General features: G+C 63.2%; 29 protein-coding genes. 13 read left to right on the top strand and 16 right to left on the bottom strand.

The window, feature by feature from the left end; translation table 11 throughout:
* Positions 1–29 precede the first annotated feature (29 nt).
* Entirely contained in the window at positions 30–701 is a 672-nt protein-coding gene (locus ACVWYF_RS14295) for a helix-turn-helix domain-containing protein (protein ID WP_457069117.1), read from the top strand.
* A gap of 113 nt (positions 702–814) precedes the next feature.
* Entirely contained in the window at positions 815–1,234 is a 420-nt protein-coding gene (locus ACVWYF_RS14290; protein ID WP_457069115.1) for a hypothetical protein, read from the top strand.
* Between the two features lie 86 nt (positions 1,235–1,320).
* Here ACVWYF_RS14290 and ACVWYF_RS14285 read toward each other — a convergent pair whose 3' ends face one another.
* Genes ACVWYF_RS14285 through ACVWYF_RS14265 form a run of 5 tightly spaced genes read right to left on the bottom strand, consistent with a single transcriptional unit; the run spans position 1,321 to position 3,844 of the window.
* On the bottom strand, positions 1,321–1,977 hold the full coding sequence (locus ACVWYF_RS14285; RefSeq protein ID WP_457069113.1) for an MIP/aquaporin family protein: 657 nt from the start codon (positions 1,975–1,977) through the stop codon (positions 1,321–1,323).
* A complete protein-coding gene (locus ACVWYF_RS14280; RefSeq protein WP_457069111.1) occupies positions 1,977–2,483 on the bottom strand; it encodes an N-acetyltransferase family protein in 507 nt (168 codons plus the stop codon). The genes ACVWYF_RS14285 and ACVWYF_RS14280 overlap by 1 nt, the downstream gene beginning before the upstream one ends.
* Before the next feature lie 29 nt (positions 2,484–2,512).
* Positions 2,513–2,935 carry an arsenate reductase ArsC gene (locus tag ACVWYF_RS14275; RefSeq protein ID WP_457069109.1) on the bottom strand — a complete coding sequence of 141 codons (423 nt, stop codon included), beginning with the start codon at positions 2,933–2,935 and terminating at the stop codon, positions 2,513–2,515.
* 42 nt (positions 2,936–2,977) lie between these two features.
* Positions 2,978–3,439 carry a DUF6428 family protein gene (locus tag ACVWYF_RS14270; RefSeq protein WP_457069107.1) on the bottom strand — a complete coding sequence of 154 codons (462 nt, stop codon included), beginning with the start codon at positions 3,437–3,439 and terminating at the stop codon, positions 2,978–2,980.
* A 54-nt stretch (positions 3,440–3,493) separates the two neighbouring features.
* A complete protein-coding gene (locus tag ACVWYF_RS14265; RefSeq protein ID WP_457069105.1) occupies positions 3,494–3,844 on the bottom strand; it encodes an ArsR/SmtB family transcription factor in 351 nt (116 codons plus the stop codon).
* Positions 3,845–4,210: 366 nt separating this feature from the next.
* Here ACVWYF_RS14265 and ACVWYF_RS14260 point away from each other — a divergent pair, with 366 nt between their 5' ends.
* Positions 4,211–4,663, top strand: a complete 453-nt coding sequence (locus tag ACVWYF_RS14260; RefSeq protein WP_457069103.1) for an energy transducer TonB — start codon at positions 4,211–4,213, stop codon at positions 4,661–4,663.
* Between the two features lie 83 nt (positions 4,664–4,746).
* Here the strand turns inward: ACVWYF_RS14260 and ACVWYF_RS14255 are convergent, their stop codons facing one another.
* Positions 4,747–6,678, bottom strand: coding sequence for a hypothetical protein (locus ACVWYF_RS14255; RefSeq protein WP_457069101.1), 1,932 nt, complete (start codon positions 6,676–6,678; stop codon positions 4,747–4,749).
* A gap of 219 nt (positions 6,679–6,897) precedes the next feature.
* Here ACVWYF_RS14255 and ACVWYF_RS14250 point away from each other — a divergent pair, with 219 nt between their 5' ends.
* The 5 genes from ACVWYF_RS14250 (at position 6,898) to ACVWYF_RS14230 (ending at position 10,819) form a co-directional block, all read left to right on the top strand.
* On the top strand, positions 6,898–8,166 hold the full coding sequence (locus tag ACVWYF_RS14250) for a putative DNA modification/repair radical SAM protein (RefSeq protein WP_457069099.1): 1,269 nt from the start codon (positions 6,898–6,900) through the stop codon (positions 8,164–8,166).
* 7 nt (positions 8,167–8,173) lie between these two features.
* Entirely contained in the window at positions 8,174–8,449 is a 276-nt protein-coding gene (locus ACVWYF_RS14245) for a hypothetical protein (RefSeq protein ID WP_457069097.1), read from the top strand.
* Between the two features lie 72 nt (positions 8,450–8,521).
* The gene (locus ACVWYF_RS14240; protein ID WP_457069095.1) at positions 8,522–9,457 is read left to right on the top strand and encodes a TIGR03915 family putative DNA repair protein; all 936 of its coding nucleotides are present in this window, start codon (positions 8,522–8,524) and stop codon (positions 9,455–9,457) included.
* 109 nt (positions 9,458–9,566) lie between these two features.
* Positions 9,567–10,430, top strand: coding sequence for a dTDP-4-dehydrorhamnose reductase (rfbD, locus tag ACVWYF_RS14235; RefSeq protein ID WP_457069093.1), 864 nt, complete (start codon positions 9,567–9,569; stop codon positions 10,428–10,430).
* Positions 10,431–10,531: 101 nt separating this feature from the next.
* A complete protein-coding gene (locus tag ACVWYF_RS14230; protein WP_457069091.1) occupies positions 10,532–10,819 on the top strand; it encodes a hypothetical protein in 288 nt (95 codons plus the stop codon).
* 3 nt (positions 10,820–10,822) lie between these two features.
* On the opposite strand, the gene ACVWYF_RS14225 is transcribed toward ACVWYF_RS14230, so the two are convergent.
* Positions 10,823–12,034, bottom strand: a complete 1,212-nt coding sequence (locus tag ACVWYF_RS14225) for an MFS transporter (protein WP_457069089.1) — start codon at positions 12,032–12,034, stop codon at positions 10,823–10,825.
* 121 nt (positions 12,035–12,155) lie between these two features.
* Here ACVWYF_RS14225 and ACVWYF_RS14220 point away from each other — a divergent pair, with 121 nt between their 5' ends.
* Entirely contained in the window at positions 12,156–12,692 is a 537-nt protein-coding gene (locus ACVWYF_RS14220; RefSeq protein ID WP_457069086.1) for a GreA/GreB family elongation factor, read from the top strand.
* Between the two features lie 50 nt (positions 12,693–12,742).
* On the opposite strand, the gene ACVWYF_RS14215 is transcribed toward ACVWYF_RS14220, so the two are convergent.
* From ACVWYF_RS14215 to ACVWYF_RS14205, 3 genes are all read right to left on the bottom strand, one after another.
* A complete protein-coding gene (locus tag ACVWYF_RS14215; RefSeq protein ID WP_457069084.1) occupies positions 12,743–13,438 on the bottom strand; it encodes a hypothetical protein in 696 nt (231 codons plus the stop codon).
* A gap of 59 nt (positions 13,439–13,497) precedes the next feature.
* On the bottom strand, positions 13,498–14,202 hold the full coding sequence (locus tag ACVWYF_RS14210; RefSeq protein ID WP_457069082.1) for a hypothetical protein: 705 nt from the start codon (positions 14,200–14,202) through the stop codon (positions 13,498–13,500).
* 129 nt (positions 14,203–14,331) lie between these two features.
* Entirely contained in the window at positions 14,332–15,270 is a 939-nt protein-coding gene (locus ACVWYF_RS14205; RefSeq protein ID WP_457069080.1) for a T9SS type A sorting domain-containing protein, read from the bottom strand.
* Between the two features lie 194 nt (positions 15,271–15,464).
* On the opposite strand from ACVWYF_RS14205, the gene ACVWYF_RS14200 reads away from it, so the two are divergent.
* Together ACVWYF_RS14200 and ACVWYF_RS14195 are read left to right on the top strand one after the other, a co-directional pair.
* Positions 15,465–17,492, top strand: a complete 2,028-nt coding sequence (locus ACVWYF_RS14200) for an ATP-binding protein (protein WP_457069078.1) — start codon at positions 15,465–15,467, stop codon at positions 17,490–17,492.
* Entirely contained in the window at positions 17,489–18,112 is a 624-nt protein-coding gene (locus tag ACVWYF_RS14195) for a response regulator (RefSeq protein ID WP_457069076.1), read from the top strand. The genes ACVWYF_RS14200 and ACVWYF_RS14195 overlap by 4 nt, the downstream gene beginning before the upstream one ends.
* Positions 18,113–18,128: 16 nt before the next feature.
* Here the strand turns inward: ACVWYF_RS14195 and ACVWYF_RS14190 are convergent, their stop codons facing one another.
* Positions 18,129–19,064, bottom strand: coding sequence for an AraC family transcriptional regulator (locus ACVWYF_RS14190; protein ID WP_457069074.1), 936 nt, complete (start codon positions 19,062–19,064; stop codon positions 18,129–18,131).
* 164 nt (positions 19,065–19,228) lie between these two features.
* On the opposite strand from ACVWYF_RS14190, the gene ACVWYF_RS14185 reads away from it, so the two are divergent.
* Positions 19,229–20,758: an aldehyde dehydrogenase family protein gene (locus tag ACVWYF_RS14185; RefSeq protein ID WP_457069072.1), complete on the top strand. Its 1,530-nt coding sequence runs from the start codon at positions 19,229–19,231 to the stop codon at positions 20,756–20,758.
* A 182-nt stretch (positions 20,759–20,940) separates the two neighbouring features.
* On the top strand, positions 20,941–21,336 hold the full coding sequence (locus ACVWYF_RS14180; protein WP_457069070.1) for a DUF779 domain-containing protein: 396 nt from the start codon (positions 20,941–20,943) through the stop codon (positions 21,334–21,336).
* 103 nt (positions 21,337–21,439) lie between these two features.
* Here ACVWYF_RS14180 and ACVWYF_RS14175 read toward each other — a convergent pair whose 3' ends face one another.
* The 5 genes from ACVWYF_RS14175 to ACVWYF_RS14155 form a co-directional block, all read right to left on the bottom strand.
* Positions 21,440–21,907, bottom strand: a complete 468-nt coding sequence (locus ACVWYF_RS14175) for a MaoC family dehydratase (RefSeq protein ID WP_457069067.1) — start codon at positions 21,905–21,907, stop codon at positions 21,440–21,442.
* A gap of 216 nt (positions 21,908–22,123) precedes the next feature.
* Entirely contained in the window at positions 22,124–22,894 is a 771-nt protein-coding gene (locus ACVWYF_RS14170) for a DUF4197 domain-containing protein (protein WP_457069065.1), read from the bottom strand.
* Between the two features lie 120 nt (positions 22,895–23,014).
* Positions 23,015–23,758: an SDR family NAD(P)-dependent oxidoreductase gene (locus ACVWYF_RS14165; RefSeq protein ID WP_457069063.1), complete on the bottom strand. Its 744-nt coding sequence runs from the start codon at positions 23,756–23,758 to the stop codon at positions 23,015–23,017.
* A gap of 73 nt (positions 23,759–23,831) precedes the next feature.
* Positions 23,832–25,151, bottom strand: coding sequence for a family 1 glycosylhydrolase (locus tag ACVWYF_RS14160; protein WP_457069061.1), 1,320 nt, complete (start codon positions 25,149–25,151; stop codon positions 23,832–23,834).
* A gap of 112 nt (positions 25,152–25,263) precedes the next feature.
* The gene (locus ACVWYF_RS14155) at positions 25,264–25,869 is read right to left on the bottom strand and encodes a 2,3-bisphosphoglycerate-dependent phosphoglycerate mutase (RefSeq protein ID WP_457069059.1); all 606 of its coding nucleotides are present in this window, start codon (positions 25,867–25,869) and stop codon (positions 25,264–25,266) included.
* Positions 25,870–25,925 lie beyond the last annotated feature (56 nt).

Below are 25,925 nucleotides of genomic sequence, written 5' to 3'. Positions count from 1 at the left end.
AATCAAAAATAACAGCGCAACTTGTACTCATGCCGCGCCTTCCCGATTCCACTTCTCTAGTAGTCCGCGTCCGGGCCTGGTTTGGCCTCGCGCAGGCCGAACTGGCCCTGTACCTGGGCATCAGCCCGCCGCTGGTGCGCGACCTGGAGTCCAACCGCCGGGCCCTCACGCCCGCCGTGCGCGCCGCCCTGCTGCCGCTGCTGCTCCAGCTGCCCCCACCCGAAATGCCCGCCGCCGTGCCCCCCGGCGTACCCCTGCCCCCCGGCACCCCCGCGCCCGACGCGGCCGACCTCGACTTCCGCCGCCGCGAGTGCCTGCACCGCGCCGCCGGCCTGCTGGCCCAGGCCGACGCCCTGGCCGCCCGCGCCCACGTCGCCGCCCGCTGGGCCGCCGCGTTGCCCGTCCTGCTGCCCCCCACCGATGATGCCCCGGCCCCCGACACCCCTACCGGGCAGGGGCCCGCCGCCCAGGCCCTGGCCGCCGCCCTCGCCCAGGCCGCCGACCCCACCGACCCGGCCCGCGCCCGCGACCACACCCGCTGGCTGCGGGGCTGGCTGGCCGCCCGCGCCCGCCCCCTGCCGCCCGCCGAGGCCACGCGCTACCACCGCCTGCGCGCCCAGGCCGCCGGCCTGCTGGCCGAAGCCGCCGCCCTGGCCGAAGCCCTGGCAGCGCCCGCCACTGCCCCGACCGGGCAGCCGTAAGTGCCTGCCCGGAGGCCGACGCATCTGTTTTTATTCCTAATACTAAGGCCGGTCACCACTGCGTTGGGGGAGGGTATCAATTCTTTTCATGAACCCCTAACCCCATTCTTCCCATGAACCCCGATTATTCCTTTCTCACCAGCTGGGCCGAGTGCGACGCTGCCAAAGACGATGTCACCTTCGAGCTGAAAACGTTCAGCTACCGCGACACCGGCCTCGAAATTACCGACGAGCGGGCCAGCCGCAGCCAGACCAGCGGCGTGGCGGCCCTCGCCAAAAAAGACGGCGAAATCCTCGTGGCCCAGGGCCAGGCCGCCGTGGCCGGCCTCACGCCCTTGCAGCAGCAAGACGCCGAAGATGCCGTGGAGCTGCTCCAGGCCCAGCGCAAGAAAATTGCGAAAGCCAACCGCGTCAGTACCGGCACCGACCGTTTCCTGGCCACCGTGGACGCTGCCCAGGTGCAGGGCCAGGTCGATGTACTCACGGCCGCGCTGGCCGGCATTGCCACCCGGCGCGCCCAACTGTCGGCTTAGCGCCGCCTGGGTTTTCAAAGTCGAAAATGCCCCAACGCCGCGCGTTAGGGCATTTTTTTTGGTAGGTACGACCCCACACTCTACGGTTATTCGGCAGATTTCAAAATCTTATCTACGGCCACGGCCAGCAGCGCGCCCGCCACCGGCCCCACCACGTACACCCACCAGCCGGTCCAGTTGCCGCTGAGCAGGGCCGGGGCCAGCGAGCGGGCCGGGTTCATGCTCGCGCCCGTGAGTGGCCCGGCCACCAGCGCCTCCAGCGCCACCGTGACGCTGATGGTCAGCCCGGCCAGTATGCCCGCTTCTTTCGAGCCCGCAGTGACGCGCAGAATCACCAGCATGAGCCAGCAGGTGAGGAAGGTTTCGATGCCCAGCGCCGGCCAGGGGCCGTGGGCCGGCAGCGTGGCTCCCAGGTCGGAGCCCGGCCCGGCAATCAGCTTCACCAGCCCGCTGCCCAGCGCCGCGCCCGCCAGCTGCGCCAGCACATAGGGCAGCACCCGCCGCCCCGGAAAGCGCCCCCCGGCCCAAAAGGCCACCGTCACGGCCGGGTTGATGTGTGCGCCGCTCACTTCGCCCAGACTTTGGATGAGAATGAACACCACCAGCCCGAAGGCCGCCGCCACCCCGCCGTGCCCCAGCGCGTGGGTTTGGGCATCGACTACGGCCGCGCCGGTCCCAAAAATCAGCAGAATGGCCGTGCCCAGCACCTCGGCCAGCAGGCAGGTTCGCAACGTCGCCGGCATCAGGCCCCGGCGGTATTGGTGCCCACTACGACGCTGCGGCGCTCCAGCAGCAGGGTGTCGTGCCACACGCCGCGCAGCTGGCCGATGCGCTCGCGCCGCCCCACCAGCCGGAACCCCGCGGCTTCGTGTAGCCGTACGCTGGCCGTGTTTTCGGGAAAAATGCCGGCTTGCAGGGTCCACAGGCCGTTTTGCTCCGATTCATTCACCAGCGCCTTCATTAGGGCCAGCCCCACGCCCTGCCCCCGGGCGGCGGCCCCCACGTACACGCTCACCTCGGCCACGCCCGCGTACACGCAGCGCCCCGAAACCGGCGACAGGGCCACCCAGCCCAGCACCTGGCCTGTTTTGGCGGTGGCTACCAGGCGGCAGCTGGGCAGGTGGCCACTGTCCCAGGCCTCCCAACTGGGCGGCTCGGTGGCAAAAGTGGCGGTACCGGTGGCCATGCCCTCGGCGTAAATGGCGCGCACGGCCGGCCAGTGCGCGGCCAGGAGGGGAAGCAGGTTCATAGAAGTAGAATTGGGATGACGTTTTGCTATTAGAATACAGCCCGCACAAAATCCTGCGCGTACCCCTTCACCTCATCGCGCACGCTGCGGAATCGGGCCATAATTTCCGCTTCGCTGCCGGTGGCTTTGGCGGGGTCGGGGAAGTTGTGATGCCGCTTTTTCGCCGTGGAGGGGAACACCGGGCAAACCTCATTGGCATGGTCGCACACGGTGATAATATAGTCGAAGGGCACGGCGGCGTACTCATCGACATGGTTGCTGGTGTGGCTTGAAATGTCCACGCCGTCCTCCGCCATCACGCGCACGGCGCGCGGGTTGAGGCCGTGGACCTCCACGCCGGCGCTATACACCGCAGCGCGCTCGCCCAGCGCCTGCGCCAAGTAGCCATGCAGCAGCTGGCTGCGGCAGGAGTTGCCAGTACACAGCACCAGGATGTTCTTTTTAGCGGGCATCAGGCTTTAGGCAAGCAGTTGGAACAGCGCGATAAATCGCCCCTAGCAGCACCCGCCGCCCGGTGTGCAGCCGGCCATTTGCAGCTGGGGCAGGGCAAATGGCTGGCCGGCCGGAATGCCGCAGGCATCCTGCGCTAGGCAAGCCGTTTGTTTGGCCGTGAGTTGGAAACCGGTGCCATCAAACGCCAGCCCAAACTTGCCGATGGTGGCCTGCTGGTACTCCACCTCAATGTCCAAATCCTCCCGGCCCAGGATTTTCTCCGACAGCTTCAGGATGTGCAGGAATTTCTGCGGAGCCAGCCGGTGGTCGTAGTCGCCGGCCTCCCAGAGCTGGAAGTTGGCCACCGTTTCGCGCCGCTCCACGCCGCCGCAGTCGATAAAATGCTTGCTCACCAGCCCCACCTCCGTCACATGGAAATGGGCCGGTAGCGCCGTGCCATCGGGCAGTCGGAAGCTCACGGCACTCAGCCCGCTCAGGGCTTCTTTCATCTCGGATATTTTCATGGTATTGCCTGGTTAAGAGTGGTTTTTAAGGAAAACACGAGGGTGTCAGACTGCTCAGCAGCAGCCGGGGCCAGCGGCGGCTTCGGTCGCGGCCGTAGGTATTTCCGCCAGCAAATCGCCGAGCAGGTGCCGGGCCACGGCCCAGCCGGCCGGGTCCAGGCAGTAGCACACGCGAGGGCCATCTATCTCGCCCTGCACCAGCCCGGCCGCCTTCAACTCCTTGAGGTGCTGCGACACGGTGCTCTGCGACAGCGGCAATTCCAGCACAAGCTCGCCGCACACGCAGGCCCGGCGCCGGGCCAGCAGCCGCACAATGGCCACCCGCGCCGGGTGCCCCAGGGCTTTGGCAATGGCGGCCAGCCGCTGCTCGGCCGCCGTGAATTCGGCCCGCTTGTGAGTAGCCATAGAATAGTATTTTGATTATCGCCGATTTACGATTACAAACATAATTGATTCTTAAGGACCTGCCTCTGTCATCCCGATATTTCATTGAATAATTATATTAAATAATTGCTAATAATAACTAGGTTATTATTTCAAAAATGCAAGTGCGCAATATCTTTGTGGCGCAGTAATTGCCTCTGAAGATTCATTGAGCCGATTTGCTACTTGTGTGATTTGCCAGAAGTGCCTTTTTTGAATTGTTTAATACGCTTGTTGACGGCTTTTATTTTATTCACAAAAGTCAATTCCGGTAAAACTTTCGTAGCTTAGTCTGTTGCTAGACTTCCCGGCCTGGCGTTTATCCTCTATTCCCTATTTCCTCGCAATATGCTGAATCCTCTACGCTTCCTATCCGGTGTTGGGCTGCTGGGCCTGCTGGCCACCGGCCAGAGCCTGGCCCAGACCGGCCCCAACCCGGCCGCCCAAAATAGCCCCCTGGCCCCGGCCGCCATCAAGCCCGATTCGGTGTTCATTAACCCGGAAGTGCGCCCGCAGTTTGTGGGCGGCGATAGAGCCTTTGCCGAGTACCTCGGCCACCACATTCGCTATCCGCAGCAAGCCTTGCAGCGCCACATCTCGGGCCGCGTGTTTGTCAACTTTATTCTCAGCGCCCAGGGTAAAGTGCAGGATGCCCATGTGGTGAGCGGCCCCGGCAACGGCCTCAACGACGAAGCCCTGCGCCTGGTGTGGCTGATGCCGCCGTGGGAGCCCGCCCGCTCCAACGGCCAGCCCGTGCGCGTGGCCTGCACTGTGCCCATCTCCTTCAACTCGGAGCGGTAATACTTCTGGAAACTAGCCGATAACGCCCGTGGTGCCCCGCACCACGGGCGTTATTTATTCATCGCCAGCCTGGGGTGGTGGGCTTATTGATACGGTGACGTGCCGGGTGCCCCAATGCCGAAGTCATTGAACGTCACCGTTTCGCGGGTCGACTCAAACATCTTGATGCCATTGGGCGTGGCCAGCCCGCGCGGGTAATAGCCGATGAGGAGCTGGAACGTGCGCAGGGCCGTGAACTCGTTGCGAAAGCGCAGGCCCAGGCCAAAGGCCGTGTAGGGCGAGCTGGCGAAGGGCGTGCCGCCCCGGGGCTGGTCGCTCACCCAGGCCGCATCGGCGAAGGCAATGCCGGCCAACCGAAAGCCCAGCAGCGAAAGCGGCGTAAAGAGCGTGGTTTCGTAGTTCACCACGAAGCGGCTGGTGGCGATGATGGGCTGCCCCGGCGAAAACCCGCGCAGGCCCCGGTCGTTGGTGATGCCCTGGAGTAGGTCGCCGGGGTTGCGGTTCAGTCCAATGGTGCCCCGGCTGCTGAGGAAGTGCCGGTACTGCCAGTTGCCCACGTGGTAGAGCCGGGTGAAGGCCGTGAACTCGGTGCCGAGCAGGCCCTGCTGCCACACCCGGGGCTGATTAATGGTCTGAAACGAGCCAAAGTCGACGGCCCCGTAAAGGTAGCTGCCGCTGGCGCTGAAGCTGGCCGCCGCCATGCGCACATCGAAGTAGCGGCGCGGCAGCACGCTGTTCACATCGTAGCCCGCCGTGAAGCTGAACAGTGTGCCCGTGGGCACGTCCTCGGTGCGGCCAAAGCCAAACAGGTACCGGGCCTTGTAGTAGCGGCGCACCGAGTAGCCCACCGTGCCCACCAGCAGCGTGCCGTTGTGGTAGTCCGGCGGCGGCACGTCGGTAGGGTGGGGGACTACCGTGTAGTTGGTGTTGATGATGCGGGCCGCCACGATGATGCGCCCCGGGTTCTCATAGCCCAGGTCATAGGAACGCAGGCGCAGGGCGCGGCCCACCCAGACATCCTGCACGTAGTTGCGCAGCGGGTAAAGCACGTACGGCTGCCCCTCGGGCGGGGCTTGCAAGCCCACGTTCTGGTCGTAGGCGTTCAGGCTGAGGGCCCCGGCGTAGCGCGTACTGGGCGAGTAAAAGTCGCGGGTGAGCGACACGCCGCCCGAACGGTAGTTGTTTTCGTTGCGGTAGCGGGCCTGCGCAAACAGGAAGTGCCGGAACGGGGCCGTGTAGCTCCCCTGGTAGGCCCAGCTCTGGGGCAGGTCGCGGCCGTAGCTGTAGGAATTGGCCAGCTGGTGGCCCTGCCCGAGGAAGTTGTCGTCGCCGGCCGTGATGACGCCCGCCGTGGCCGTGCCCACTTCCACCCCCGCCGTGATGCTGAATACGTCCCTGGTCAGCACCTCAATGTCCACGCTGTCGCGGGTGGTGGTGCGCTCATTCACCAGCACGCGGGCGTCCAGGATTTCGGGCGTCTGACGCAGCAGACGCTCCGATTCGGCCAGGGCCTGGGGCTCCAGCGGCTGGCCCGCCCGAAATAGCAGCACCTGCCGGATGCGCGAGCGGGACGTTTTGATGTGCAGCGCATTGCCCGCTTTCTCGATGACGGTTCGCGGCACTCGGGTGGAGTCGGAGAGGTTGTAGCCGAAGGCGTCGAGCGTGCGGATGTTGATGCGCCGCACGATTTTGAAGTTGTGCCGGTCAAACTGCCGGTCCAGCAGCACCACGTCGAGGCCGGCTTGCTCTTCCTGCCGCCGCGTGAAGTTGAACATTGCCGAAACTGCCCGGCCGGCAATGGTTTTGCGGCGCGAGTAGGCTTGCAGCCGGGTCAGCAGCCGCTGCTCGTTGAAGCGCTGGCGCAGGGAGTCGGGGCGCTGGGGCAGCACCTCCAGCTTGGCTTTGAGCGAGTCGGGCGGTACTGCCGAGCGCGGGTCAAACGTCTGCGCGCGCGCCGGCCGGGCCAGCAGGCCCAGCAGCAAAAACACAAGCAGGACCAGACCGCGAAAGCTCATTTGGGGACGCAACGCCGCAAATTACGAAAAGGAGCCGGGGCTTTGGTGCCTCAACTGCCCGCTAAGGGTATTGGGCCGATGATTTTACTAATGCGTTGCGAAATAATAGCCGGGCATTTCTGTAGAAAAAGAAACTATTTCCAATAAAATTAGCTTAACACATGGTGCCCAATTGGGTGCTGTTTATTACTTTTAAGGCCGAAAGCAACGCCCCGCCGCATGAACGAGCGCATTCAGGAGAAACTAAGCATATTAGCCGATGCGGCCAAGTACGATGCGTCGTGCAGCAGCAGCGGCGGCAAGCGTAAAAACGAAGGCAAAGGCCTGGGCAACGCCGAAGGCATGGGCATCTGCCACAGCTATACCGAGGACGGCCGTTGCGTGAGCCTGCTGAAAATTCTGCTCACCAACCACTGCATTTTCGATTGCGCCTACTGCGTCTCGCGCCGCTCGAACGACGTAAAGCGCGCCGCCTTCACCGTCGATGAAGTGGTGGACCTCACCATCAATTTCTACCGCCGCAATTATATCGAGGGCCTGTTTCTGAGTTCTGGCATCTTCTCCAGCCCCGACTACACGATGGAGCGCCTGGTTCGCATCGTGAAAAAGCTGCGCACCGAGCACCGGTTCAACGGCTACATCCACGTCAAAACCATTCCCGGCGCTTCGGAGGAGCTCATTGCCGAAGCCGGCCTCTACGCCGACCGCCTCAGCGTGAACATCGAGCTGCCTTCCGAGCTGGCCCTCACCACACTGGCTCCGGAAAAAAACTACCAGGAAATCCTGACCCCGATGGCTCAGATTCGGGACGGCATCATCCAGAATAAAGAGGAAAAGGCGCTGTTCAAGAAAGTGTCCGGCTTTGCTACCGCCGGCCAGAGCACCCAGCTCATTGTGGGGGCCAGCGCCGAAACCGATTTGCAGATTATCAAGCTGACCGACAGCCTCTACCAGGGCTACGGCCTGAAGCGCGTGTACTATTCCGGCTACATTCCTGTGACCGACGATGCCCGCCTGCCGCAAGTCACGCAGCCGCCCGTCATCCGCGAGCACCGCCTGTACCAGACCGACTGGCTGATGCGCTTCTACGGCTTCCAGGCCGATGAAATCCTCGACCCCGCCCATCCGCACCTCGACCTCGAAATCGACCCCAAGCTGGCCTGGGCGCTGCGCAACCGCCACGTTTTCCCCATCGATGTGAACGTGGCCGACTATGAGATGATACTGCGCATTCCCGGCGTGGGCGCACGCTCGGCCAAGCGCATCATCGCGGCCCGCCGCTTCGCCACGCTCGATATGGAAACCCTGCGCCAGCTGGGCGTGGTGCTCAAACGGGCCAAATATTTCCTTACCTGCCGGGGCGAGCACCAGCCCGTCATCGGTGAACTGACCGAGCAGCAGGTGCGCCGTCAGATTCTGTTCGGGGCCGGCTCGGTGCGCTCGGCCCTCGTCACACAGCAGCTCGATTTATTCGCCCAAGCCTCCTGATTTCGTTATGAAAGCTGATTTCAACGCTGACTCATCCACCGCGCTGTTGCATCCCGGCCACCTGGGCGGCGTGCAGCACGACATTCTTTTTTCTGTCATGAAAGTCATTCATCGCCAAGCCCAACCGCAGCCCGCCCTGCTGCCGCAGTCCGACAAAGTGGACCGCCTCTCGTGTTGCTGCCGCCTCAGCGAGCTGCTGCCGCTGGTGCGCCAGCTGCACGACGAGGCCCGCGCCCGCCACGAAGCCCGCCGCCAGGACGAGCAGCGCCAGCAGGCCGCGTAACGTTCGTTTCTTTAAACGTCATGCTTCGGCTGCGCTCAGCATGACGTTCCGTATTACGCTTTATTACTCCTGTTGAAACCCGTTCGCCGTTCGTCTGCCGCGCCAGCCTCCGCCGCCCCGCGCCGGGCGGGCGCGCCCGCGCTCACCGCTCCGCCGCTGGACTATACCTACGATGGCACGTTTGAGGGCCTGCTCACGGTGCTGTTCAGCATCTACGAGAGCAAGTCGCCGCCCAACAGCGTGCAGCCCGAGGCCACGGCCCAGAGTGGCCTGTTCGTTCAGCCCGCCCACCGCGAAACCGATGAGGCGCTGGCCGCCCGCGTGTGGGATGGGCTCTTAAAAACGATGGACGCCGAGGCCCGCGCCCGCCTCTACCACGTTTTTCTCAGCGAAGATGCCGACCGGGAGCTGCTGATTTTTCGCTACGTGGATTTGGCGCTGCGCTCGCCCGTGGACGTCTCGGAGAACTACGCCAACGCCGACGTGCGCCGCGTGCAGCGCCTGGCCCAGATGATGTTCCGCGAAAAGCACCGCATGGAAGCCTTCGTGCGCTTCGAGAAAACGGCTGATGAGCTGTTCCACGCCACCATTGAGCCGGATATGGACGTGCTGCCGCTCATCGCCGCGCACTTCACCAAGCGCTACGCCGACCAGCGCTGGCTGATTTATGACCGCCGCCGCCATTACGGGCTGTACTATGATTTGACGCGCACCGATGTCGTGCAGTTCGAGAACCCGGCGGGTCGGAAAGCCACCGACCTTTCCGCCACCGTACTCGATGAGCGGGAGCCGCTGTTCAAACATCTCTGGCAGGCCTATTTCGACCACGTCAATATTCCCGAGCGCAAAAACCTGAAGCTGCACCGCCGCCACATGCCGCTGCGCTACTGGAAATACCTGAGCGAAAAGCAGCCCCGGGAGGTGCGCTTCGAGCCCATCAAGAACAAGCAGGCCATTGTGGGCAAGGAAATATCGGCGGGCCAGAAGCTGCTGCCGCCCGCGGGGTAATTTCTTGTAGCACCTGCTTTAGCTTGCGCATCTCCCTGCAACGCGCAAGCTAAAGCAGGTGCTACAAGGCGGCCCGGCCTAACTTGCGGGCTAATCCGAAGTTTTAGCAATGAGTACGACACTGGTTTTTGGGGCCTTGGGGCAGTTGGGGCAATGCCTGGCGCATGTCGCGCAGGAGCGGCACACGCCGGGCCTGGTATTCCTGTCCGAGGTTGAGGGGAATATTCTCGACCCGGCCGCGCTAGCCGCGCTGTTTGCCGCGCACCGCCCGGCCTACGTCATCAACTGCGCCGCCTACACGGCCGTGGACAAGGCCGAGGACGAGGCAGACCTGGCCCGCCGCATCAACCGCGACGGGGTGGAGAATCTGGCGCGCCTCTGCGCCGAACACGGCACCGCGCTCATCCAAGTTTCCACCGATTTTGTGTTTGCCGGCGCGGGCAACGAGCCGCTGCTCGAAACGGATGTAACCGCGCCGCTGGGCATTTACGGCCTCACCAAACTCGAAGGCGAGCAGGTGATTTCGGGCCTCACCGAGAAGTATTTCACGCTGCGCACCAGTTGGCTGTATTCCGAATTTGCCGGCAACTTCGTGAAAACCATGCGCAAGTTGGGCCGCGAGCGCGCCGAGCTGCGCGTCATCTGGGACCAGGTGGGCACGCCCACCTACGCCATCGACCTAGCCGGCGTCATTCTCGGCATCATCGAAAGCGGCAGCACGGCCTACGGCCTCTACCACTACAGCAACGAGGGCCTGACTTCGTGGTACGACTTCGCCACGGCCATCTTCGAGCTGAGCGAAATTCCGGTGAAAACCACGCCCATCCGCACCAGCGAATACCCCACCAAGGCCATCCGCCCGCCGTTTTCGGTGATGGACAAAACCAAAATCAAAACCCAGCTGGGCGTGGCCATTCCGCATTGGCGCGAAAGTCTGAAAATATGCCTGAACCGGCTGGCAGCGGCTGAATAACGCTGGCTTTGTCAGATTCAGAATTGCCAAAATAAGCCCCCGTTGGTTTGCCAGCGGGGGCTTATTTTGGCTTATTCTTTAATCCTTTCATCCCCGCTGCCATGAAAACCGACCTGTATACCAAAACCATCCTGACCATTATTGCGGCCTGCCTGGTTGTGCTGGCAATGAGGGGAGTGAAATTCATCCCGGAGGTGGTGGCCGCTACGCCGGCGCTGCCCGTGGCCGGCCGCAGCTATGGTCTGGTGCCCGTGAATGCCGATGGTAGCGTGACGGTGCGTTTTCAAACAGCTGAAGCCATGCCGGTTAACGTTGTGGGTATTTACAATCCTTTTCTCTCGACTGACCTGAGCCGCCATTCCTGGGATGCAATTTCGACTTTGAAATAAGCCTTATCCGCGCCCGTAAAACCGGCTCACCAAGTAGGCCGCGCCGGCAAATGCCACCCCCAGCGCGCACACCCCCAGCCAGCCGAAGTGAACCCAAGCCAGCCCGCCGGCCACCGAGCCGATGGAACCGCCCGTGAAGTACCCGGTCATGTACACGGTATTGAGGCGGCTGCGGGCCTCGGGCACCAGCGAAAAAATCAGGGTTTGGTTGGAAATATGGGCCGACTGCACGCCCACATCCAGCAGAATCACGCCCAGCACCAGCCCGGCCAGGTGGTAGCCGGTGAGACCCATGAACAGGTAAGCCGCCAGCGCCAACAGGATGCCCACGCCGATGGCAAAATCCGGCCCGCGCGTGTCGGCGGCCTTGCCGGCCAGCGGCGCGGCCAAAGCGCCCACGGCCCCAATGACCCCAAAAAAACCTGCCACGTCACTGCCGTAGTGGTAAGCCGGGCCTTCCAGAAAAAACGCCAGCGTGGTCCAGAATACGCTGAAGGCCGCAAACAGCAGCCCGCCCACCAACGCCGAGCGGCGCAGGGACGGCAGCGTTGCCGTCAGGGTCAGCAGCGACTTCATAAGGGCCCCGTAAGAGCCGGCGAAATGCGGCCGGTCCTGCGGTAGGCGCCAAGCCAGCAGGCCCAGCAGCGCCAGCATAAGCCCGGCCGCTATTTCGAACATGGCCCGCCAGCCCAGGTGCAGTCCTACGTAGCCGCTCACCGTGCGCGAGGCCAGAATGCCAATCAGCAAGCCGCTCATGATGCGGCCCACGATGCGGCCCCGGTCGGCTTCCGGGGCCAGGTGCGCGGCCATGGGCAGCAGCAGCTGCGGCACCGCCGAGCAGATGCCCAGCAGAATACTCGCCCCCGCCAGCAACGCAAAGCTGGGCGCAAACGCCGCCAGTCCCAGGCAGGCCGCCGCGCCCAGCAGCATGAGCAGCATCAGGCGCTTGCGCTCCAGCATATCGCCCAGCGGCACCACGAATAGCATGCCGAGGGTATAGCCCACCTGCGTGGCCGTGGCCACCAGGCTGGCGCTGCTGTCCGAGAGGTGAAACGTGCGGCCGATAGCGGCCAGCAGCGGCTGGTTGTAGTAAATGTTGGCCACCACCAGCCCGCAGGTGAGGGCCATGAGCCAGACGAGGGCCCCGTCGAGCCGGCGGGTGGGCAGGGGAGAGGCAACCGCCGAATCAGCAGTCTCAACAAGCAATTTTGACATTAAATAGCGCGAACGAATCGGGATAGGGTAGCGGCGAAATAGCGTGGGTTAACCGCTTCGCAGCCCCGATGGTTGCACCACGCCCGCGCAACCCGTTCGCCGCGCCTTCGTTTGCCCCTGCATGAGCCGAGGATTCACCAGGGAAGACGACGCGCAGACGCCGCCCATCATCCCGCCCCGGGCGGCCCTGCCGCCGGGCACGCCCAACTACGTCACGCCCGCCGGACTGGAACTGCTCCGCGCCGAACTGGCCACCCTCGAAGCCGAGCGCACCCAGGCCGAAGCCAACCACGACAACGACACCGACCGCACCCACCGCCTCTCCCTCTACAACGGCCGCCTGGCCCTACTGCTGGAGCGCCTGGGCAGCGCCAAAGTGGTGGAGCCAGCCGGCCAGCCGGCCAAAGAGGTGCGCTTCGGGGCCACCATTACGCTGCGCACCGTGCGCGGCGGTAACCAAGGGTCTGCATCAGCCAAGGTGGGTTTCGAGCGGAAATTCACGATTGTGGGTGTCGATGAGGCCGATGTGGCACTGGCCAAAGTGGCCTTCGTGGCCCCCATTGCCCGGGCCGTGCAGGGCGCAAAGCTGAAGCAACAGGTATCGCTGAAGCTTGGGCCGCAGGAAGAGGTGGTGGAAGTTACCTCAATTGCATATTGAGGTCGAATGGCCGCGTTAGGTCGGCCAGGACCTAGGCCGGCGCAGCGGCTTTACTGCTTAAAATACGGGAACCCGCCCTGCATCCGATGCACCAGCTCTTTGGCCAGCGCCACCGGGCTAACGCTGGGCTTGCCGGCCAGCTCGTGGTCGAATTGCCACACCAGCTGCCCATTTTGGGTGTCGTAAATGTCGAGGTAGGTACGCACCGAATTATCCGCCATCGGATTGGTGCTGTTGCTAAGCACGAACACGGCAATGCTGACGCCGCCGGGCAGCAACTGGCGCATACTGGTCCGGCCCGTGAGCAGGGCATCCACGCCGAGGGCGGCGCGCAGCTCAGCCATCGAGCGGGTAGGCAGGCTTTCGTAGGTGATACCCGCCCGGGCTAGGCGCTGGTTGGTGTCGGCCGGGTTCTGGAAGGCGACGGTGGAGGGGTGTTGCATCTGCTGGCGCATCAACTCGGTCTGTAGCGCGGTCTGTAACTGGTAGCCCATTTGTCGGCGCTCGGCCCGCAGCCCGTTTTCGAGCGTACTGCCCAGCCGGCGGTTGGTGCTGTCGGACCACGCGCCGGCGTGCATCACCACGTCGCGCAGCCGTTCCAGCTCCACCGCAAAGGGCAGAATAGCCACGGTGTGGTGGGTGGCCAGTGTGGTCGGGGCCAGCGTCTGGCCCTGGAAGCTGCGCCGGGCGCACTCCGATAGCAAGGCGCTGAAGCCCAGTAAGACGCCAACGAGCAAAGAACGCATAGCTAGTCCGGTTGTGTAGGAAGAAAAGCAGTTTGGATGCGGGGGACCCTGCTGCCGGGCTATAGCCGGATGCCAATGCCCAGGGTCAGCTCGCTCACGCGGTACTCGTTGCGCTCGACCACCGGGCGCTCATCGCGCCGCGTGATGGCTTCGACATCGGGCAGAACCGTGTTGTAGGGCATGAACGAAGCCCGGGCCGACACCAGCAGGATGCCGTGGGTGTAGCAGAGTTCGGGCTGCACGAAGGAATAACTGTAGCCGTTTTTCGACACGCTGACCATCTGGCCGATGCTGACGCCTGGCAGCAGTTGGCCCGCCGCTCCTAGGCCCAGGGCCAGGTGCAGGCCGGCATCAACCCGCACGCGGGTGAGCAGCCGCACCACGTGCTCGCCCTGGCTGGTGCGAAACGGGGGAGACGTTGACCGCGTGATGGTGGTAAAGTCGAGTTGCTGCATGTCGAGCCCCGCGCTGCCCGATGCGGCTAGGTGCTTCGACAAGTACCGGAAGGCTTTCACATCGGCAAAGGCGGCATAAGTGTTATCGACCTGAAACTCGCGGCTGTATTCGGACAGGAATCCCCCTGGGGTATAGCTTACATAACTGGTGCCGTGGGCAACATTCTCAAACCGGCTGGTCTTGGGGCCGGCTTCGACGAAAAGCTGCCATTTGGGAGTTTCGGGGGCAGGAACTTGAGCCACTACTTGGGCACTGGTAGTAGCCGCCATGGCGCAGCCGCTCAAGGCAAGAAGGAGTTTGGGGAGCATTGAAAACGTGATGTAAGAGAATTGAACAGGGCGAACGCTACAGTGGAAGTCGTGGCTGGTAGTTGCCGCAACGTTCAGGCGTGCTTCCCGAATGGAATTGCACCCGAAAATGCGCGTGCCAAAAAAGGCCTATCGGATGCTGATTTTGTGCATGGCGCGGCCGGCTGCCGTTTGCACGCGCACGGTGTAGAGGCCGGTGGGCTGCGCCGAGAGGTTGAGGGAGCAGCTGCTGCGCAGGGTGTTGGTCCAAGCTTGGTAGGCTACTTCGCGGCCCAGGGCATCGGTTACGTGCACCTCGGCGGCGCTGGCCGGGGCCGGCAGCTGCAGGGTGAAGCGGCCGTCGGGGCTGGGGTTGGGGTAGGCCTGCACGGCCAAGGCCGCCGGGGTGGCGGCGCGGGTGGGCAGGGCCCCGTCCATCAGGGCCAGGTCGTCAATCAGCAGCGTAGTGCCATCCGTGATATCATTGGCATTGCCCGAGGAGAAAACGATGCGCACCGAGTCGGGCTGCAGGCTCGACACGTACTGGATGGGCACCGTGGCCAGCGTGTAGGTGGCGGATAGAGCGGGCAGCACGTAGCCGGGCTGGTTGGGCTGGCCGGCATAGCCCACCACCACGCGCTGGCCGTTCACGCGGCGCGTGAGTTCCAGAGCCACGCCCGCCGAGTCCGTCAGCGCCCCGCTGAGGCGGTAGTAGAACTGCAGGCTGGTGGGCCGGCCCGTGAAGCCCTGGCCGATGTGCTCGAACTCGAAGTTGGGCCCGAGGCTGAGTGTGCTGCCCAGAATAAGGTTGCCGGCGTTGGTGCCCAATACCGGGTCTGTGGCCGTTTGCAGCTGCGCGGCAAACGAGCCGCTGTGCGCCGTGGAGCTTTTGCGCACGGTGCCCGTGGCTACCGGCGCGCCAAATACGAAAGCGTACACGTCGTCGGTGGTGAGCCAGCCGGTGGGCTTTTCGGGGGTACCGGCCCAGGTTTCGAACGAAGCATTGGCCACGGTGCTTTGGGCCTGCGCCGGGGCGGTGAGCAGCGCGGCAGCCACGCCGGCCAGGAGGGAAAGGGTAAGCGTTTTCATAGGGGAGGGAGGCGCGCCAGGAAAGGTAGCCCTGAGCTGCCCGACAAAGGTATAGCCTCAGAAATGCCCTGAGGCCCTCATAAACGGGGATTTTGGTCTACTGGTAAACCAGTATTTTTGGCGGCCGATGGCAATATCAGCCCGCTAATCCGCTAGGTTTGTCTGTCCTCATATTCCCCTTATTCTGCTGGCCCATGCTTGGTTTGATGCTGCGCGGCGGCGCTTTGCTGCTTCTCCTGAGCCTGCTGCCCGCCTTGGGGCAGGCCCAGAACCCGGTGATGGTTGACAGCCTGGCGCGTCTGCTGCACCGCGCCACGGCCGACTCCATGCGGGCCAAATACAGCCTGCTGCTCTCGGCCGAGTACCAAGCCGTCGATACGGCCCGCACCCACGGCTACCTGCTGGAGGCCCTGCGCTGGAGCCGCCACGGCGGCTACGCCCTGGGCGAAGCCCAGACACTGGTGAATCTGAGTACCTTTTATAACCTGCGGGGGCAGGATGTCCGCGCCCGTGCCTGCAGCCACCGCGCCCGCGCCGTGCTGGAGCAGCTCAATCGGCAGCACCCTAGCCGGCAGGCCCTGCAAAGCCTGGCCTTCGTGTTCGTGAACGATGGCACGCTGCTGGCCAAGCAGGGGGATTTTACGGGCGAGATAACCGCCTACCTGGCGGGGGCGCGGTACGCCACCCAGCTCGGCGACAGCGCCCTGCTGGGCACCATCTACTACAATGTGGGCAGCCGCTTTGGGGTGCTCAAGCAGCCCGATAAGGCCAAATACTACTGGCGACGGGCCGCCGCGCTGCAAGAGCCCGCCGCCTTCGCTCCCTATCTGATTGTGGCCTACCTCAACCTGGCCGAGCAGCTGACGGTGGAAAAACGGCTGCCCGCCGCCCGGGCCTACCTCGACAAGGCCGCCCGCCTGGTGGCCGCCGGCAAGGCCGAACCCTTCAAGGGCGAATATTATGCAATGCTGGGCACCTACCACCAGGAGAGCGGCAACCTGGCCCAGGCCCGTACCGATTTCCAGCGGGCCCTGGCCCTCATGCGCGCCAAAACCGACCCCGCTTCCGCCGCCAAGATTCTGCTGGCGCTGGGCCAGGCCGAAACCCAGCTGCGCCACTACCCGGCCGCCCGCCAAAACCTGGCCGAAAGCTGCCAATACTTCCACCAAACCCACGATTCCCAGGCCGAAAGCGAAGCCCTGGCCGCCCTGGCTACCCTCGAAGAGAAGGCTCGCAACTTCCCGCTGGCCCTGCGCTACACCCAGCAGGCCCACCAGCTGCAGGACAGCCTGGCCGCCACCGCCAGCAAAGCCCAGGTCAATACCCTCGAAAACCAGTACCAGAGCCGCCAGAAGGAGCAGCAAATCCGTGGCCTGCGGCAGGCCCAGCAGCTCCAGCAAGCCGATTTGAAGCGCCAGCGTACCCTCAACTTTCTCTACCTGAGCCTGGTGGGCGGGCTGCTGCTGCTGGGAGCCCTCAGCTACCTAGTGCTGCGGCAGCGGCAGCAGCGGCAGCGGCAGCGCCAGCACGAGCAGGACCGCCAGATTGCCGCCCTGCACCAGGAGCGCCAGCTGCTGGCCACCGAGGCCATGCTGCGCGGCCAGGAAGAGGAGCGCAGCCGCCTGGCCCGCGACCTGCACGACGGCCTCGGCGGCATGCTTTCCACCGTGAAGCTGTACCTGGGCAGCGCCCGTGGCAACCTCGTGCTCACGCCCGAAAGCGCGCAGCTCTTCAGCCGCTCCATCGAGCACCTCGACAGCTCCATTCAGGAAATGCGGCGCGTAGCCCGCGACCTCATGCCCGAGGCCCTGCTCACTTTTGGCCTGCCCGCCGCTGTGCAGGATTTGGGCGAAACCATTCAGCAGGCGCACCCGCAGCTGCGGGTGCAGTGCGAAGTGTTCGGGCTGGAGGAGCGCCTGCCCCAGCGCACCGAGCTGGTGGTGTACCGGCTGGTGCAGGAATTGCTCAACAACGTGCTCAAGCACGCCCAGGCCCGGCAGGTCATCGTGCAGCTTACCCGGCACGAGCAGCAGGTGCAGGTGGTGGTAGAGGACGATGGCCGGGGCTTCGACACCCGGCAGCCCCTGGCCGCCGGGGTGGGCCTGCGCAGCATCCAAGCCCGCGTCGACTACTTGGGCGGCACTCTGGATATGCAGTCGCAGCCCGGCCAGGGCACCGCCGTTACCATCGAATTCACTCTCACCGTCCCTTCCGCCGCATGAATCCCATCCACGTTCTCATCGTCGACGACCACGCCATGGTGCGCGAGGGCCTGAAAGTGCTGCTGCTGCCCTTGGAATATGTGGCCGTGGTGGGCATAGCCGCCACCGGGGCCGAGGCCCTGGCCGCCGCCCGCCAGCACCGCCCCGACGTGGTGCTGCTCGACATCAACCTGCCCGACATGAGCGGCATCGACGTGTGCCAGCAGCTGGTGGCCGCGCAGCCCGGCATCAAGGTGCTGGCCCTCACCACCTTCAACGAAAAGCTGTACGTGACGCGCATGATGCAGGCCGGCGCGGCCGGCTACGTCCTCAAAAACGCCTTGCCCGAAGAGTTGGCCGAGGCCATCACCAAAGTATTTGCCGGCAAAAAATACTTCAGCGAAGAGGTGCAGAACCTGCTGCTGCAAGCTCCCGCCGCCGCAGCCACACCTCTGCTCACCCGCCGCGAAAAGGAAGTCCTGGCCGCCATTGCTGAAGGCCACACCAGCCAGCACATCGCCGACACGCTCTGCGTGAGCCTGCTCACCATCGAAACCCACCGCCGCAACCTGCTCACCAAGTTCGGGGTGAATAATTCCGCTCTGCTCATCCGCCAGGCCGGGCAAATGGGGCTGATTTAGCGCAACGTAGCGCGGACTACAGAGTCCGCGCTACGTCCTTCCGGTACGCCCCCGGCGTCACGCCCTCATACTTCTTGAACAGCGCCTGGAAGTACGACAGGTTATTGAACCCCGCCCGCAGGCAAACCTCGGCCACGCTGGCCAGCGGGTGGCGCAGCAGTCGCTTGGCCTCGCCCAGCCGCTCCCGGATGATGTACTCGACCGGCGTAATCCCAAACTCCCGCTTGAACACCCGGAAGAACGTGGCCTTGCTCATGCAAGCCAGCGCGCTTAGTTTGTCAATGGTCAGGTTTTCGGCCAGATGGTCTTTGATGTAGCCCACCACCGCCGCGAAGCGGTGCGTGGTGAGGTGCCGGGCGTAATCGTGGAAAATGAGCTGGCGGGCCTGCGTCTGCATCAGGCGCACCAGCAGTTCCTGCAAGGTGAAACCGGCCAGCACGTCCTTATTTACATCGGTGGTGCGCGACACGGCCACCAGCCGGCCCAGGGTGTCGGTCAGCTCCGGCGTGTTGGTGAGGTGGGCGTACTCGGGGCCTTCGATGGCCCAGGGCTGATGGGTTTCGGCGCGGGGGTACCGCTCGTTCAGCATCTCCACCGTGTGGCGAATGGTGTCGGGCGCGATGGCCACGGCCAGGCACTGCGTGGGCTGGCACAGACAGGCCTCGGGGAAGTCGATTTCCATCAGCTCGTCCTTGTCTACCACCACGCTTTCGCCGGGCAGGTAGTCGAAGGCAGCGCGGCCGGGCAGGTGCATCACTTTCTTGCCGCGCAGCATGGTGGTCAGGGCCAGGCCTTCGAGGCGCAAGGGCACGCGGTGGGCGGCATGGTGCGTTTCGAACACGTTGAGCTCGAAGCCTTCCAGGTTGTACACGGTCCGGTTTTCGACCAGGGAATGCAGGCGCTCCAGCGCGAGCGGCGCAACGGCGGTAGGCAGGTAGACGCGAGTGGGCATGGGCGAAAAGGCTACGGTGAGGGAGTACGCACTCCCAACACGGAGATGGGATAGCAAGTTGCGACAATTTCGGCACTCTTTGCGATAATACCACAACCCGGCCGCCGGTTAAAACCAGACCTTTACGCCTACTCCCGTTCACCTCATTCCCATCCAACAAAGCCATGGCTGAAACCCTCGAAGAAACCACCACCGTGGTGGCCCGCCCTCAGTTCAAAACGCACTACGACAACTTCATCGGCGGCAAATGGGTAGCCCCGGTGAAAGGCCAGTACTTTGAAAATCCCTCGCCCATCGACGGCAAGGCCTTTACCAAAGTAGCCCGCAGCACCAAGGAGGACATCGACTTAGCCCTCGATGCCGCCCACGAGGCCTTTAAAACCTGGGGCAAAACTTCCGCCACCGAGCGTAGCAACATCCTCAACAAAATTGCCAACCGCATCGAGGAAAACCTCGCCCACCTCGCCGCCGTCGAATGCGTGGAGAACGGCAAGCCCATCCGCGAAACCACCTTCGCCGATATGCCGCTGGTGGTGGACCACTTCCGCTACTTCGCCAGCGTGATTCGGGCCGAGGAAGGCAATGCTACGGAGCTGAACAGCACCACGCTGTCGCTCAATATTCAGGAGCCACTGGGCGTCATCGGCCAGATTATTCCTTGGAACTTTCCGCTGCTGATGGCCACCTGGAAGCTGGCCCCGGCCATCGCGGCCGGCTGCACCGTGGTGATGAAGCCCGCCGAGCAAACCCCCGCCAGCATCATGGTGCTCATGGAGCTGATTCAGGACCTGGTACCCCCGGGCGTCATCAATGTGGTGAACGGCTTCGGCCTCGAAGCTGGCAAGCCGCTGGCCTCGTCGCCGCGCATCCAGAAAGCCAGCTTCACGGGCGAGACGACCACCGGCCGCCTCATCATGCAGTACGCTTCCGAAAACCTGATTCCGGTGACGATGGAGCTGGGCGGCAAGTCGCCCAACGTATTCTTCAAGAGCGTGATGGATGCCGACGACGACTTCCTCGACAAAGCCATTGAAGGAGCCGTGATGTTTGCCCTGAACCAGGGCGAAATCTGCACCTGCCCCTCGCGGATGCTCATTCAGGAAGATATCTACGACAAGTTCATTGCCCGCGTCATTGAGCGCGTGAAGGCCATCAAGCTCGGCAACCCGCTCGATATGACCACGATGATGGGCGCACAGGCCAGTAACGACCAGTTCGAGAAAATCCTGAGCTACCTCGAAATCGGTAAGGCCGAGGGAGCCGAAGTGCTGACCGGCGGCGAAGCCTATTCGCAGGAGGACGGTGCGCTGGCCGAAGGTTACTACATCCACCCCACCATGTTCCGGGGCCACAATAAGATGCGCATTTTCCAGGAGGAAATCTTCGGCCCGGTAGTGTCCGTGACGACTTTCAAAACCGTGGAGGAGGCCATCGAAATTGCCAACGACACCCTCTACGGCCTCGGGGCCGGCGTGTGGACGCGCGATGCCCACGAACTCTACGAAGTGCCTCGCGCCATCCAGGCCGGCCGCGTGTGGGTGAACTGCTACCACGATTACCCCGCCGGCGCGCCCTTCGGCGGCTATAAAGCCTCCGGTTTCGGCCGCGAAAACCACAAGATGATGCTGAGCCATTACCGCCAGAACAAGAACATGCTGATTTCTTATAGCCAGCAGAAGCTGGGGTTCTTTTAGGCCATTAAGTACCTGGCTGACGTAGGAGAACGTCATGCTGAGCGCAGCCGAAGCATCTCGCGTGTGGTAGTAATCAAAACCGTTTCAACGATTGAGTTACTACCACACGCGAGATGCTTCGGCTGCGCTCAGCATGACGTTCTATTGTTTTTTAATCTCATCAACTTTCCATCCCACACCTAATGCCCACCCCTCGCGTCCTCGTTACCGCCGCCGCCGAAGCCACCATCGACCTGCTCCGCGACGAGCACGGCCCGCTTATGTTTCACCAGAGCGGCGGGTGCTGCGACGGCTCGTCGCCCATGTGTTTCGCCAAGGGCGAGTTCCGGGTGGGCGGCAACGATACGTGGCTGGGCCGCATCTACGGCTGCGATTTCTTTATGAGCGCCAGCCAGTTTGAATACTGGAAACACACCCAGCTAACGGTGGATGTGGTGAAGGGCCGGGGCGCGAGCTTCTCGCTGGAAATCCCGCTGGGCGTGCGGTTTCTGATTCGCTCGCGGCTGTTTACCGAGGATGAGGAGAAGGACATGGAGCCGGTGTACGCCGGCGATGAAGTACCCGAGGAAGCGGCATGAACGAATAGTTTTCGCACGAAGTTGAAAAGGAGGGAGGGGCGTTTCACGGAGCGGATTAAACCCTGTGAAACGCCCCTCCCTCCTTTTCAACTTCGTGCGAAAACTATTCGTTGAAGTGATACAAAAACGTCACTATGCCGGTGTAAGCGGGCTTTTTCACGCCTTCAATATCCAACGATACCTCGATGCGGGTTTTGGCAATACCGCGCAGATTGGCCACCGACAGCATTTTGGCGCGCAGGCGCACAGCGCTGTTCACGGTCACGGCCTGGTTGAAGCGCAGGCTTTCGATTTCGTAGTTCACCTGCATTTTCAGGTTCTCGATGGTCACGATTTGCTGCCACAGGTAGGGCAGCAGCGCCACCGTGAGGTAGCCGTGCGCAATAGTGGCCCTGAACGGTGACTCGGTTTCGGCCCGCGCGGCGTCGGTATGAATCCACTGGAAATCGAGCGTGGCGGCGGCAAACTGGTCAATTTGGGCCTGCGTGATGGTGTGATACTCGGACACGCCCAGCTCCTGGCCGGTGTGTGCTTCAAGTTCGGCAAGGCTGCCAATGGTGAGGGTGGGCATAAAAAAGGGACGTACGGTTGCGGCTAAAAGGCCGCAAACATACGCCACTCACCGGTCCGACCGCCCTAGGCGGTCCGACCGGTTGTTGGTCAGGCGGCTCCGTTCGCCCATTCACCAGTCCGACCGCCCTCGCCGGTCCACTTGGTTGTCGTCAGCACCTATTCGCAGCAACGACGACTGGTCGGACCGCCTAGGGCGGTCGGACCGGCCAAGCGGCTAGCTACGGCCGCCAAACACGCGGCGCAGCAGCTCAGTAGTGCGGGCCACCGGGTTTTCGCGGATGTTGGCTTCCTCCTGGGCGATGAGCGTGAACAGGCCATCCACGGCTTTGCCGGTGGCATACTGGTTCAGGTCGGGCTGCACTTTCTGCACTAGGGGCAGCTGGTTGTAGCTGCTGGCCAATTGAGTATAATAGCGCGTGGCCCCCACCTGGTCGAGGCTTTTTTGCATGATGGGCGAGAAGGCCGTCACCAATTGTGTGGAGGTGGTGCGCTTCAGAAACTGGGTGGCGGCATCCTTCTGGCCGGTCAGGATATTCCAGACGTCCGAAAACGTGAGGCTTTTGATGGCCGAAATGAAGATGGGTTTGGCACTGCGGGCCGCGTCTTCTGCGCCCCGGTTCAGGCTCAGCTCAAACTTATCGACCTGGCTGCCCAAGCCAACGCTGCGTAGCGTGGTGGCCACGCGCTGGGCATCGGGCGGGAAGGGGATGCGGATGAGGCGGTTGAGGTAAAAGCCGTCGGTTTGCGAAGCCTGGTCGGCCCCCTTGCCGATGCCTTGCAGCAGGGCTTCCTTGAGGCCGTTGGCCGCGTCGGCGTTGCTGAGGCCGCCGATGCTGCTGCCGGAATTGCCGGTGCTGGTGGGTTTGTTACCGGGCAGCGTAATGCCGCCGGGAAGCTTGATGCCGCTGAGATTAGGCAGGCGGAACTGGGCCGAGGCCGAAAAGGAAGTAGCGAGCAACAGGGCAGCGAGGGCAAGTTTTTTCATGGCGCAAAAGGAGCGTGGGTTGAAGCCCTTATTACAAGCGTCGTGCCGGATTGTAGCGCGGACTCTGCTGAGTCCGTGCGTGCGGGAATCGTTCAACTGCGCGGGCTTGCAGAGTCCACGCTACAGCCTATCCAGCCGGCCGCCGTCTACGCGCACTTCGGCTCCCTGCACAAATGCCGCATCGTCCGAAGCCAGGTAGGCGATAACGGCGGCCACGTCCTCGGGCTTGCCCACGTCGGCTTTATCAATGATTTCGACGCCGGATTTCACGTTCGGGTTGTCCCAGAGCATGGGCGTATCGATGGCTCCGGGCAGAATGACGTTGGTACGGATGCCCTTGGACTTGCCTTCGAGCGAGGAGGAGCGGGTGAGGGAAAGCATGGCGGCCTTTGCCGCCGCGTAGGGCGCCACTAGCGGGCTGGTTTCGACGGCGTGAATGCTGGCTACGTTCACGATGCTGCCGCCCGGCTTCATGTGCAGAAAAGCCTGCTTGGTGAAGTAGAACGCGCCCAGCAGGTCCACGTTCAGAATGCGGAGCCAGTCGTCGCCGGTCAGCTCCTCCAGGGCTTTGAACTGCATGAGGCCGGCGTTGTTCACCACCGCATCCAGCCGGCCGAACTGGGCCAGGGTAGCGGCCACGGTGGCTTCTACCTGGGCTTCGATGGCCACGTTGCAGAGGCTGGCCAGCACGGCGGGCGCGCCGGCGGCTCTCACTTCGGGCGCGGCGGCATCGAGGTTGGCTTGGTTGTAATCGGCCAGCACCACGCGGGCCCCTTCGGAGGCGAAACGCTTGGCGGCGGCCAGGCCGATGCCGCTGGCACCGCCGGTAATGAGAACGACTTTATCCTGGAAGCGAAGGGACATGGGGAGGAGTTTTGAGAAGAACTTGGTTAAAATCATCTGTCATCCTTCGCAAGCTTAGGATGGCAGTATTTGCCTACGCCGCGTCCATGTTGGTGGCGTTGGCCTGGTCGGTGGATTTATCGGCGCTGGCGGCTTTCACGTCGGCTTTTTGCTCTTTGGCCCAGGCTTCGTTGCTTTCCTGGGGCATCACGATGGGCACTTGCAGGCATACGCTTTGGGCGGGCAGCACCTGGCTCCAGTCGGCGATGAGCTGCTTGTAGGCCTCGCCCACGGGCCGGATGTTGCGGTCGAGGTCGTAGAGCCCCACGGGGTTCAGGCGGCCGTTGTTTTCGCGCAGGGCGGTGTCCCAGTCCACCTGGTCGGTGAGGGAGTACCAGGTGAAGCCCACCATGGGCACGCCGTCGTTGCGCACGCGCAGCACGTTGGCCCACTCTTTCCAGAGCCAGTTCACGGCCTCGTCGCCGTTCTGGCCCTGCCAGATGTTGGTTTCGGTGTGCATCACGGGCAGGCGGTAGCGGTCGTGGTACTGCGTGGTGATGACGTGGTAGCCAAAAATCTCGCCCGAGGCGCGGGTGCTGCCGTCGGCCGACACGCGGTGCTCGTTGGTGTAATAGTAGTCGTTGCCCATGATGCAGTGCCGCTTCATCTTGGTTTTCAGGAAGAAGTGGTACTCATCGCGGGTCATGCCGTTGTCCATCAGGAATTCGTACATGCTCGAATTCACGCGGCGGCCGTAGTTGAGGTCGAGGGAGAGAAACCGCTCAGAGTTCATGGTTTCGGCCGGGCCGATGGCGGCGGGGTTCTCGGCGTGGAAGTATTCCGACGACTCACTTTGGATGAATACCGCGTCGGGCCGCACTTCCAGAATGGCCTCCATCGCCAACACATTGGCCTTCACAATGTATTTGAGGGCCGTCACGAAGGGCTGGTCGCCGCTCAGCTGCTCGTTCCACCAGCCGTAGCGGGCCGAAAACTGCGCGCAGATGTACATCTCGTTCACCGGCGTGTAAAGCTGCACCCACGGAAACCGCTGGGCAAACGCCTTGGCGTACTGTGCAAACAGCGCCGGAAAGTCGGGGTTTTGGAAGTTGCCAATCCAGTCGGGCACACCGAAATGGCATAGGTCCACGATGGGCGCGATGTTGCGCCGCAGCAGGTCCTGAAACGTCATGTCGGCAAAGCTCCAGTCGTACTTGCCCGGCCCTAGAAACGTGGTGTGAATGGGCGGCCCATAGCGCAGAAACTTGATGCCCAGCTCATCGACGAGGTCAAAATCCTTCTGCCAGAGCTTGTAGTGGTTGCATTTTTCCAGCTCATCCACCCGGTGCCGGCCGTTCTGAATGGTGGGGTTGCTGTTTTCGATGCCAGTGGCGAAAAGGAACTGAGGACCCATGAGCGAGATAAAGGTGAGACTGAGCGGCTGGGGTTATGGTCCCGGTCGGCTGGTTTCGCTTACTCATTTTGTCGGGCTCACGTTACGTTCATGGGCGGTGGGGCCGGCGCGGCTATAGCAGCCGCAGCGCCAGAATCTTCAGCTGCGCATCAAACTCATACACGCACACACCGCCCGTCACAATTTCCAGCGCCTCCACCTGCGTCGGCGTGAGATGCTCCAGGTACATGCGCAGCCCGCGCAGCGTGTTGCCGTGCGACACCACCAGAATGTCCTGGCCCGCCCGCAGCTTCGGGGCAATTTCGGCCTCGAAGAATTTCACCACCCGCGCCTGGGTCTGTTGCAGGCTTTCGCCGCCGGGCGGGGGCACAGCGTAGCTGCGCCGCCAGGTATCAACCTGCGCCTGGCCGTACTTTAGGGCCGTTTCGGCCTTGTTGAGGCCTTGCAGGTCGCCGTACATCCGCTCCCGCAGCGCCTCGATGTGATGCACCGGAATGGTGGCCCACGCCGGCCGCGCTACGATGATATCGAGCGTGCGCTCGGCCCGAATCAGGTCGGAGCTGTAGGCCGCGTCGAAGTGGTAGCCACGCAGCTTTTCGGCCACGGTGTGGGCCTCTTCTTCACCTTTGGGGCTCAGGGGCACGTCGAGCCAGCCGGTGAAGACATTGGCCAGGTTGGAAGTCGATTCGCCGTGCCGAACAAGCACTAGGTTGGCCATGAGATTGATTTTAAATGCGAAAGCAGCCGGCCATTAGCTAACCTGCCCATGCGGTT

Source organism: Hymenobacter sp. UYAg731 (genome assembly GCF_054061335.1).
This window is presented reverse-complemented; position numbering and strand designations above follow the sequence as displayed.

Bases quoted from the DNA above. Each gene is read 5' to 3' on its own strand.
- ACVWYF_RS14295 (WP_457069117.1), top strand. From the start codon at position 30: ATGCCGCGCCTTCCCGATTCCACTTCTCTAGTAGTCCGCGTCCGGGCC.
- ACVWYF_RS14290 (WP_457069115.1), top strand. From the start codon at position 815: ATGAACCCCGATTATTCCTTTCTCACCAGCTGGGCCGAGTGCGACGCT.
- ACVWYF_RS14285 (WP_457069113.1), bottom strand. From the start codon at position 1,977: ATGCCGGCGACGTTGCGAACCTGCCTGCTGGCCGAGGTGCTGGGCACG.
- ACVWYF_RS14280 (WP_457069111.1), bottom strand. From the start codon at position 2,483: ATGAACCTGCTTCCCCTCCTGGCCGCGCACTGGCCGGCCGTGCGCGCC.
- ACVWYF_RS14275 (WP_457069109.1), bottom strand. From the start codon at position 2,935: ATGCCCGCTAAAAAGAACATCCTGGTGCTGTGTACTGGCAACTCCTGC.
- ACVWYF_RS14270 (WP_457069107.1), bottom strand. From the start codon at position 3,439: ATGAAAATATCCGAGATGAAAGAAGCCCTGAGCGGGCTGAGTGCCGTG.
- ACVWYF_RS14265 (WP_457069105.1), bottom strand. From the start codon at position 3,844: ATGGCTACTCACAAGCGGGCCGAATTCACGGCGGCCGAGCAGCGGCTG.
- ACVWYF_RS14260 (WP_457069103.1), top strand. From the start codon at position 4,211: ATGCTGAATCCTCTACGCTTCCTATCCGGTGTTGGGCTGCTGGGCCTG.
- ACVWYF_RS14255 (WP_457069101.1), bottom strand. From the start codon at position 6,678: ATGAGCTTTCGCGGTCTGGTCCTGCTTGTGTTTTTGCTGCTGGGCCTG.
- ACVWYF_RS14250 (WP_457069099.1), top strand. From the start codon at position 6,898: ATGAACGAGCGCATTCAGGAGAAACTAAGCATATTAGCCGATGCGGCC.
- ACVWYF_RS14245 (WP_457069097.1), top strand. From the start codon at position 8,174: ATGAAAGCTGATTTCAACGCTGACTCATCCACCGCGCTGTTGCATCCC.
- rfbD (WP_457069093.1), top strand. From the start codon at position 9,567: ATGAGTACGACACTGGTTTTTGGGGCCTTGGGGCAGTTGGGGCAATGC.
- ACVWYF_RS14230 (WP_457069091.1), top strand. From the start codon at position 10,532: ATGAAAACCGACCTGTATACCAAAACCATCCTGACCATTATTGCGGCC.
- ACVWYF_RS14225 (WP_457069089.1), bottom strand. From the start codon at position 12,034: ATGTCAAAATTGCTTGTTGAGACTGCTGATTCGGCGGTTGCCTCTCCC.
- ACVWYF_RS14220 (WP_457069086.1), top strand. From the start codon at position 12,156: ATGAGCCGAGGATTCACCAGGGAAGACGACGCGCAGACGCCGCCCATC.
- ACVWYF_RS14215 (WP_457069084.1), bottom strand. From the start codon at position 13,438: ATGCGTTCTTTGCTCGTTGGCGTCTTACTGGGCTTCAGCGCCTTGCTA.
- ACVWYF_RS14210 (WP_457069082.1), bottom strand. From the start codon at position 14,202: ATGCTCCCCAAACTCCTTCTTGCCTTGAGCGGCTGCGCCATGGCGGCT.
- ACVWYF_RS14205 (WP_457069080.1), bottom strand. From the start codon at position 15,270: ATGAAAACGCTTACCCTTTCCCTCCTGGCCGGCGTGGCTGCCGCGCTG.
- ACVWYF_RS14200 (WP_457069078.1), top strand. From the start codon at position 15,465: ATGCTTGGTTTGATGCTGCGCGGCGGCGCTTTGCTGCTTCTCCTGAGC.
- ACVWYF_RS14195 (WP_457069076.1), top strand. From the start codon at position 17,489: ATGAATCCCATCCACGTTCTCATCGTCGACGACCACGCCATGGTGCGC.
- ACVWYF_RS14190 (WP_457069074.1), bottom strand. From the start codon at position 19,064: ATGCCCACTCGCGTCTACCTGCCTACCGCCGTTGCGCCGCTCGCGCTG.
- ACVWYF_RS14185 (WP_457069072.1), top strand. From the start codon at position 19,229: ATGGCTGAAACCCTCGAAGAAACCACCACCGTGGTGGCCCGCCCTCAG.
- ACVWYF_RS14180 (WP_457069070.1), top strand. From the start codon at position 20,941: ATGCCCACCCCTCGCGTCCTCGTTACCGCCGCCGCCGAAGCCACCATC.
- ACVWYF_RS14175 (WP_457069067.1), bottom strand. From the start codon at position 21,907: ATGCCCACCCTCACCATTGGCAGCCTTGCCGAACTTGAAGCACACACC.
- ACVWYF_RS14170 (WP_457069065.1), bottom strand. From the start codon at position 22,894: ATGAAAAAACTTGCCCTCGCTGCCCTGTTGCTCGCTACTTCCTTTTCG.
- ACVWYF_RS14165 (WP_457069063.1), bottom strand. From the start codon at position 23,758: ATGTCCCTTCGCTTCCAGGATAAAGTCGTTCTCATTACCGGCGGTGCC.
- ACVWYF_RS14160 (WP_457069061.1), bottom strand. From the start codon at position 25,151: ATGGGTCCTCAGTTCCTTTTCGCCACTGGCATCGAAAACAGCAACCCC.
- ACVWYF_RS14155 (WP_457069059.1), bottom strand. From the start codon at position 25,869: ATGGCCAACCTAGTGCTTGTTCGGCACGGCGAATCGACTTCCAACCTG.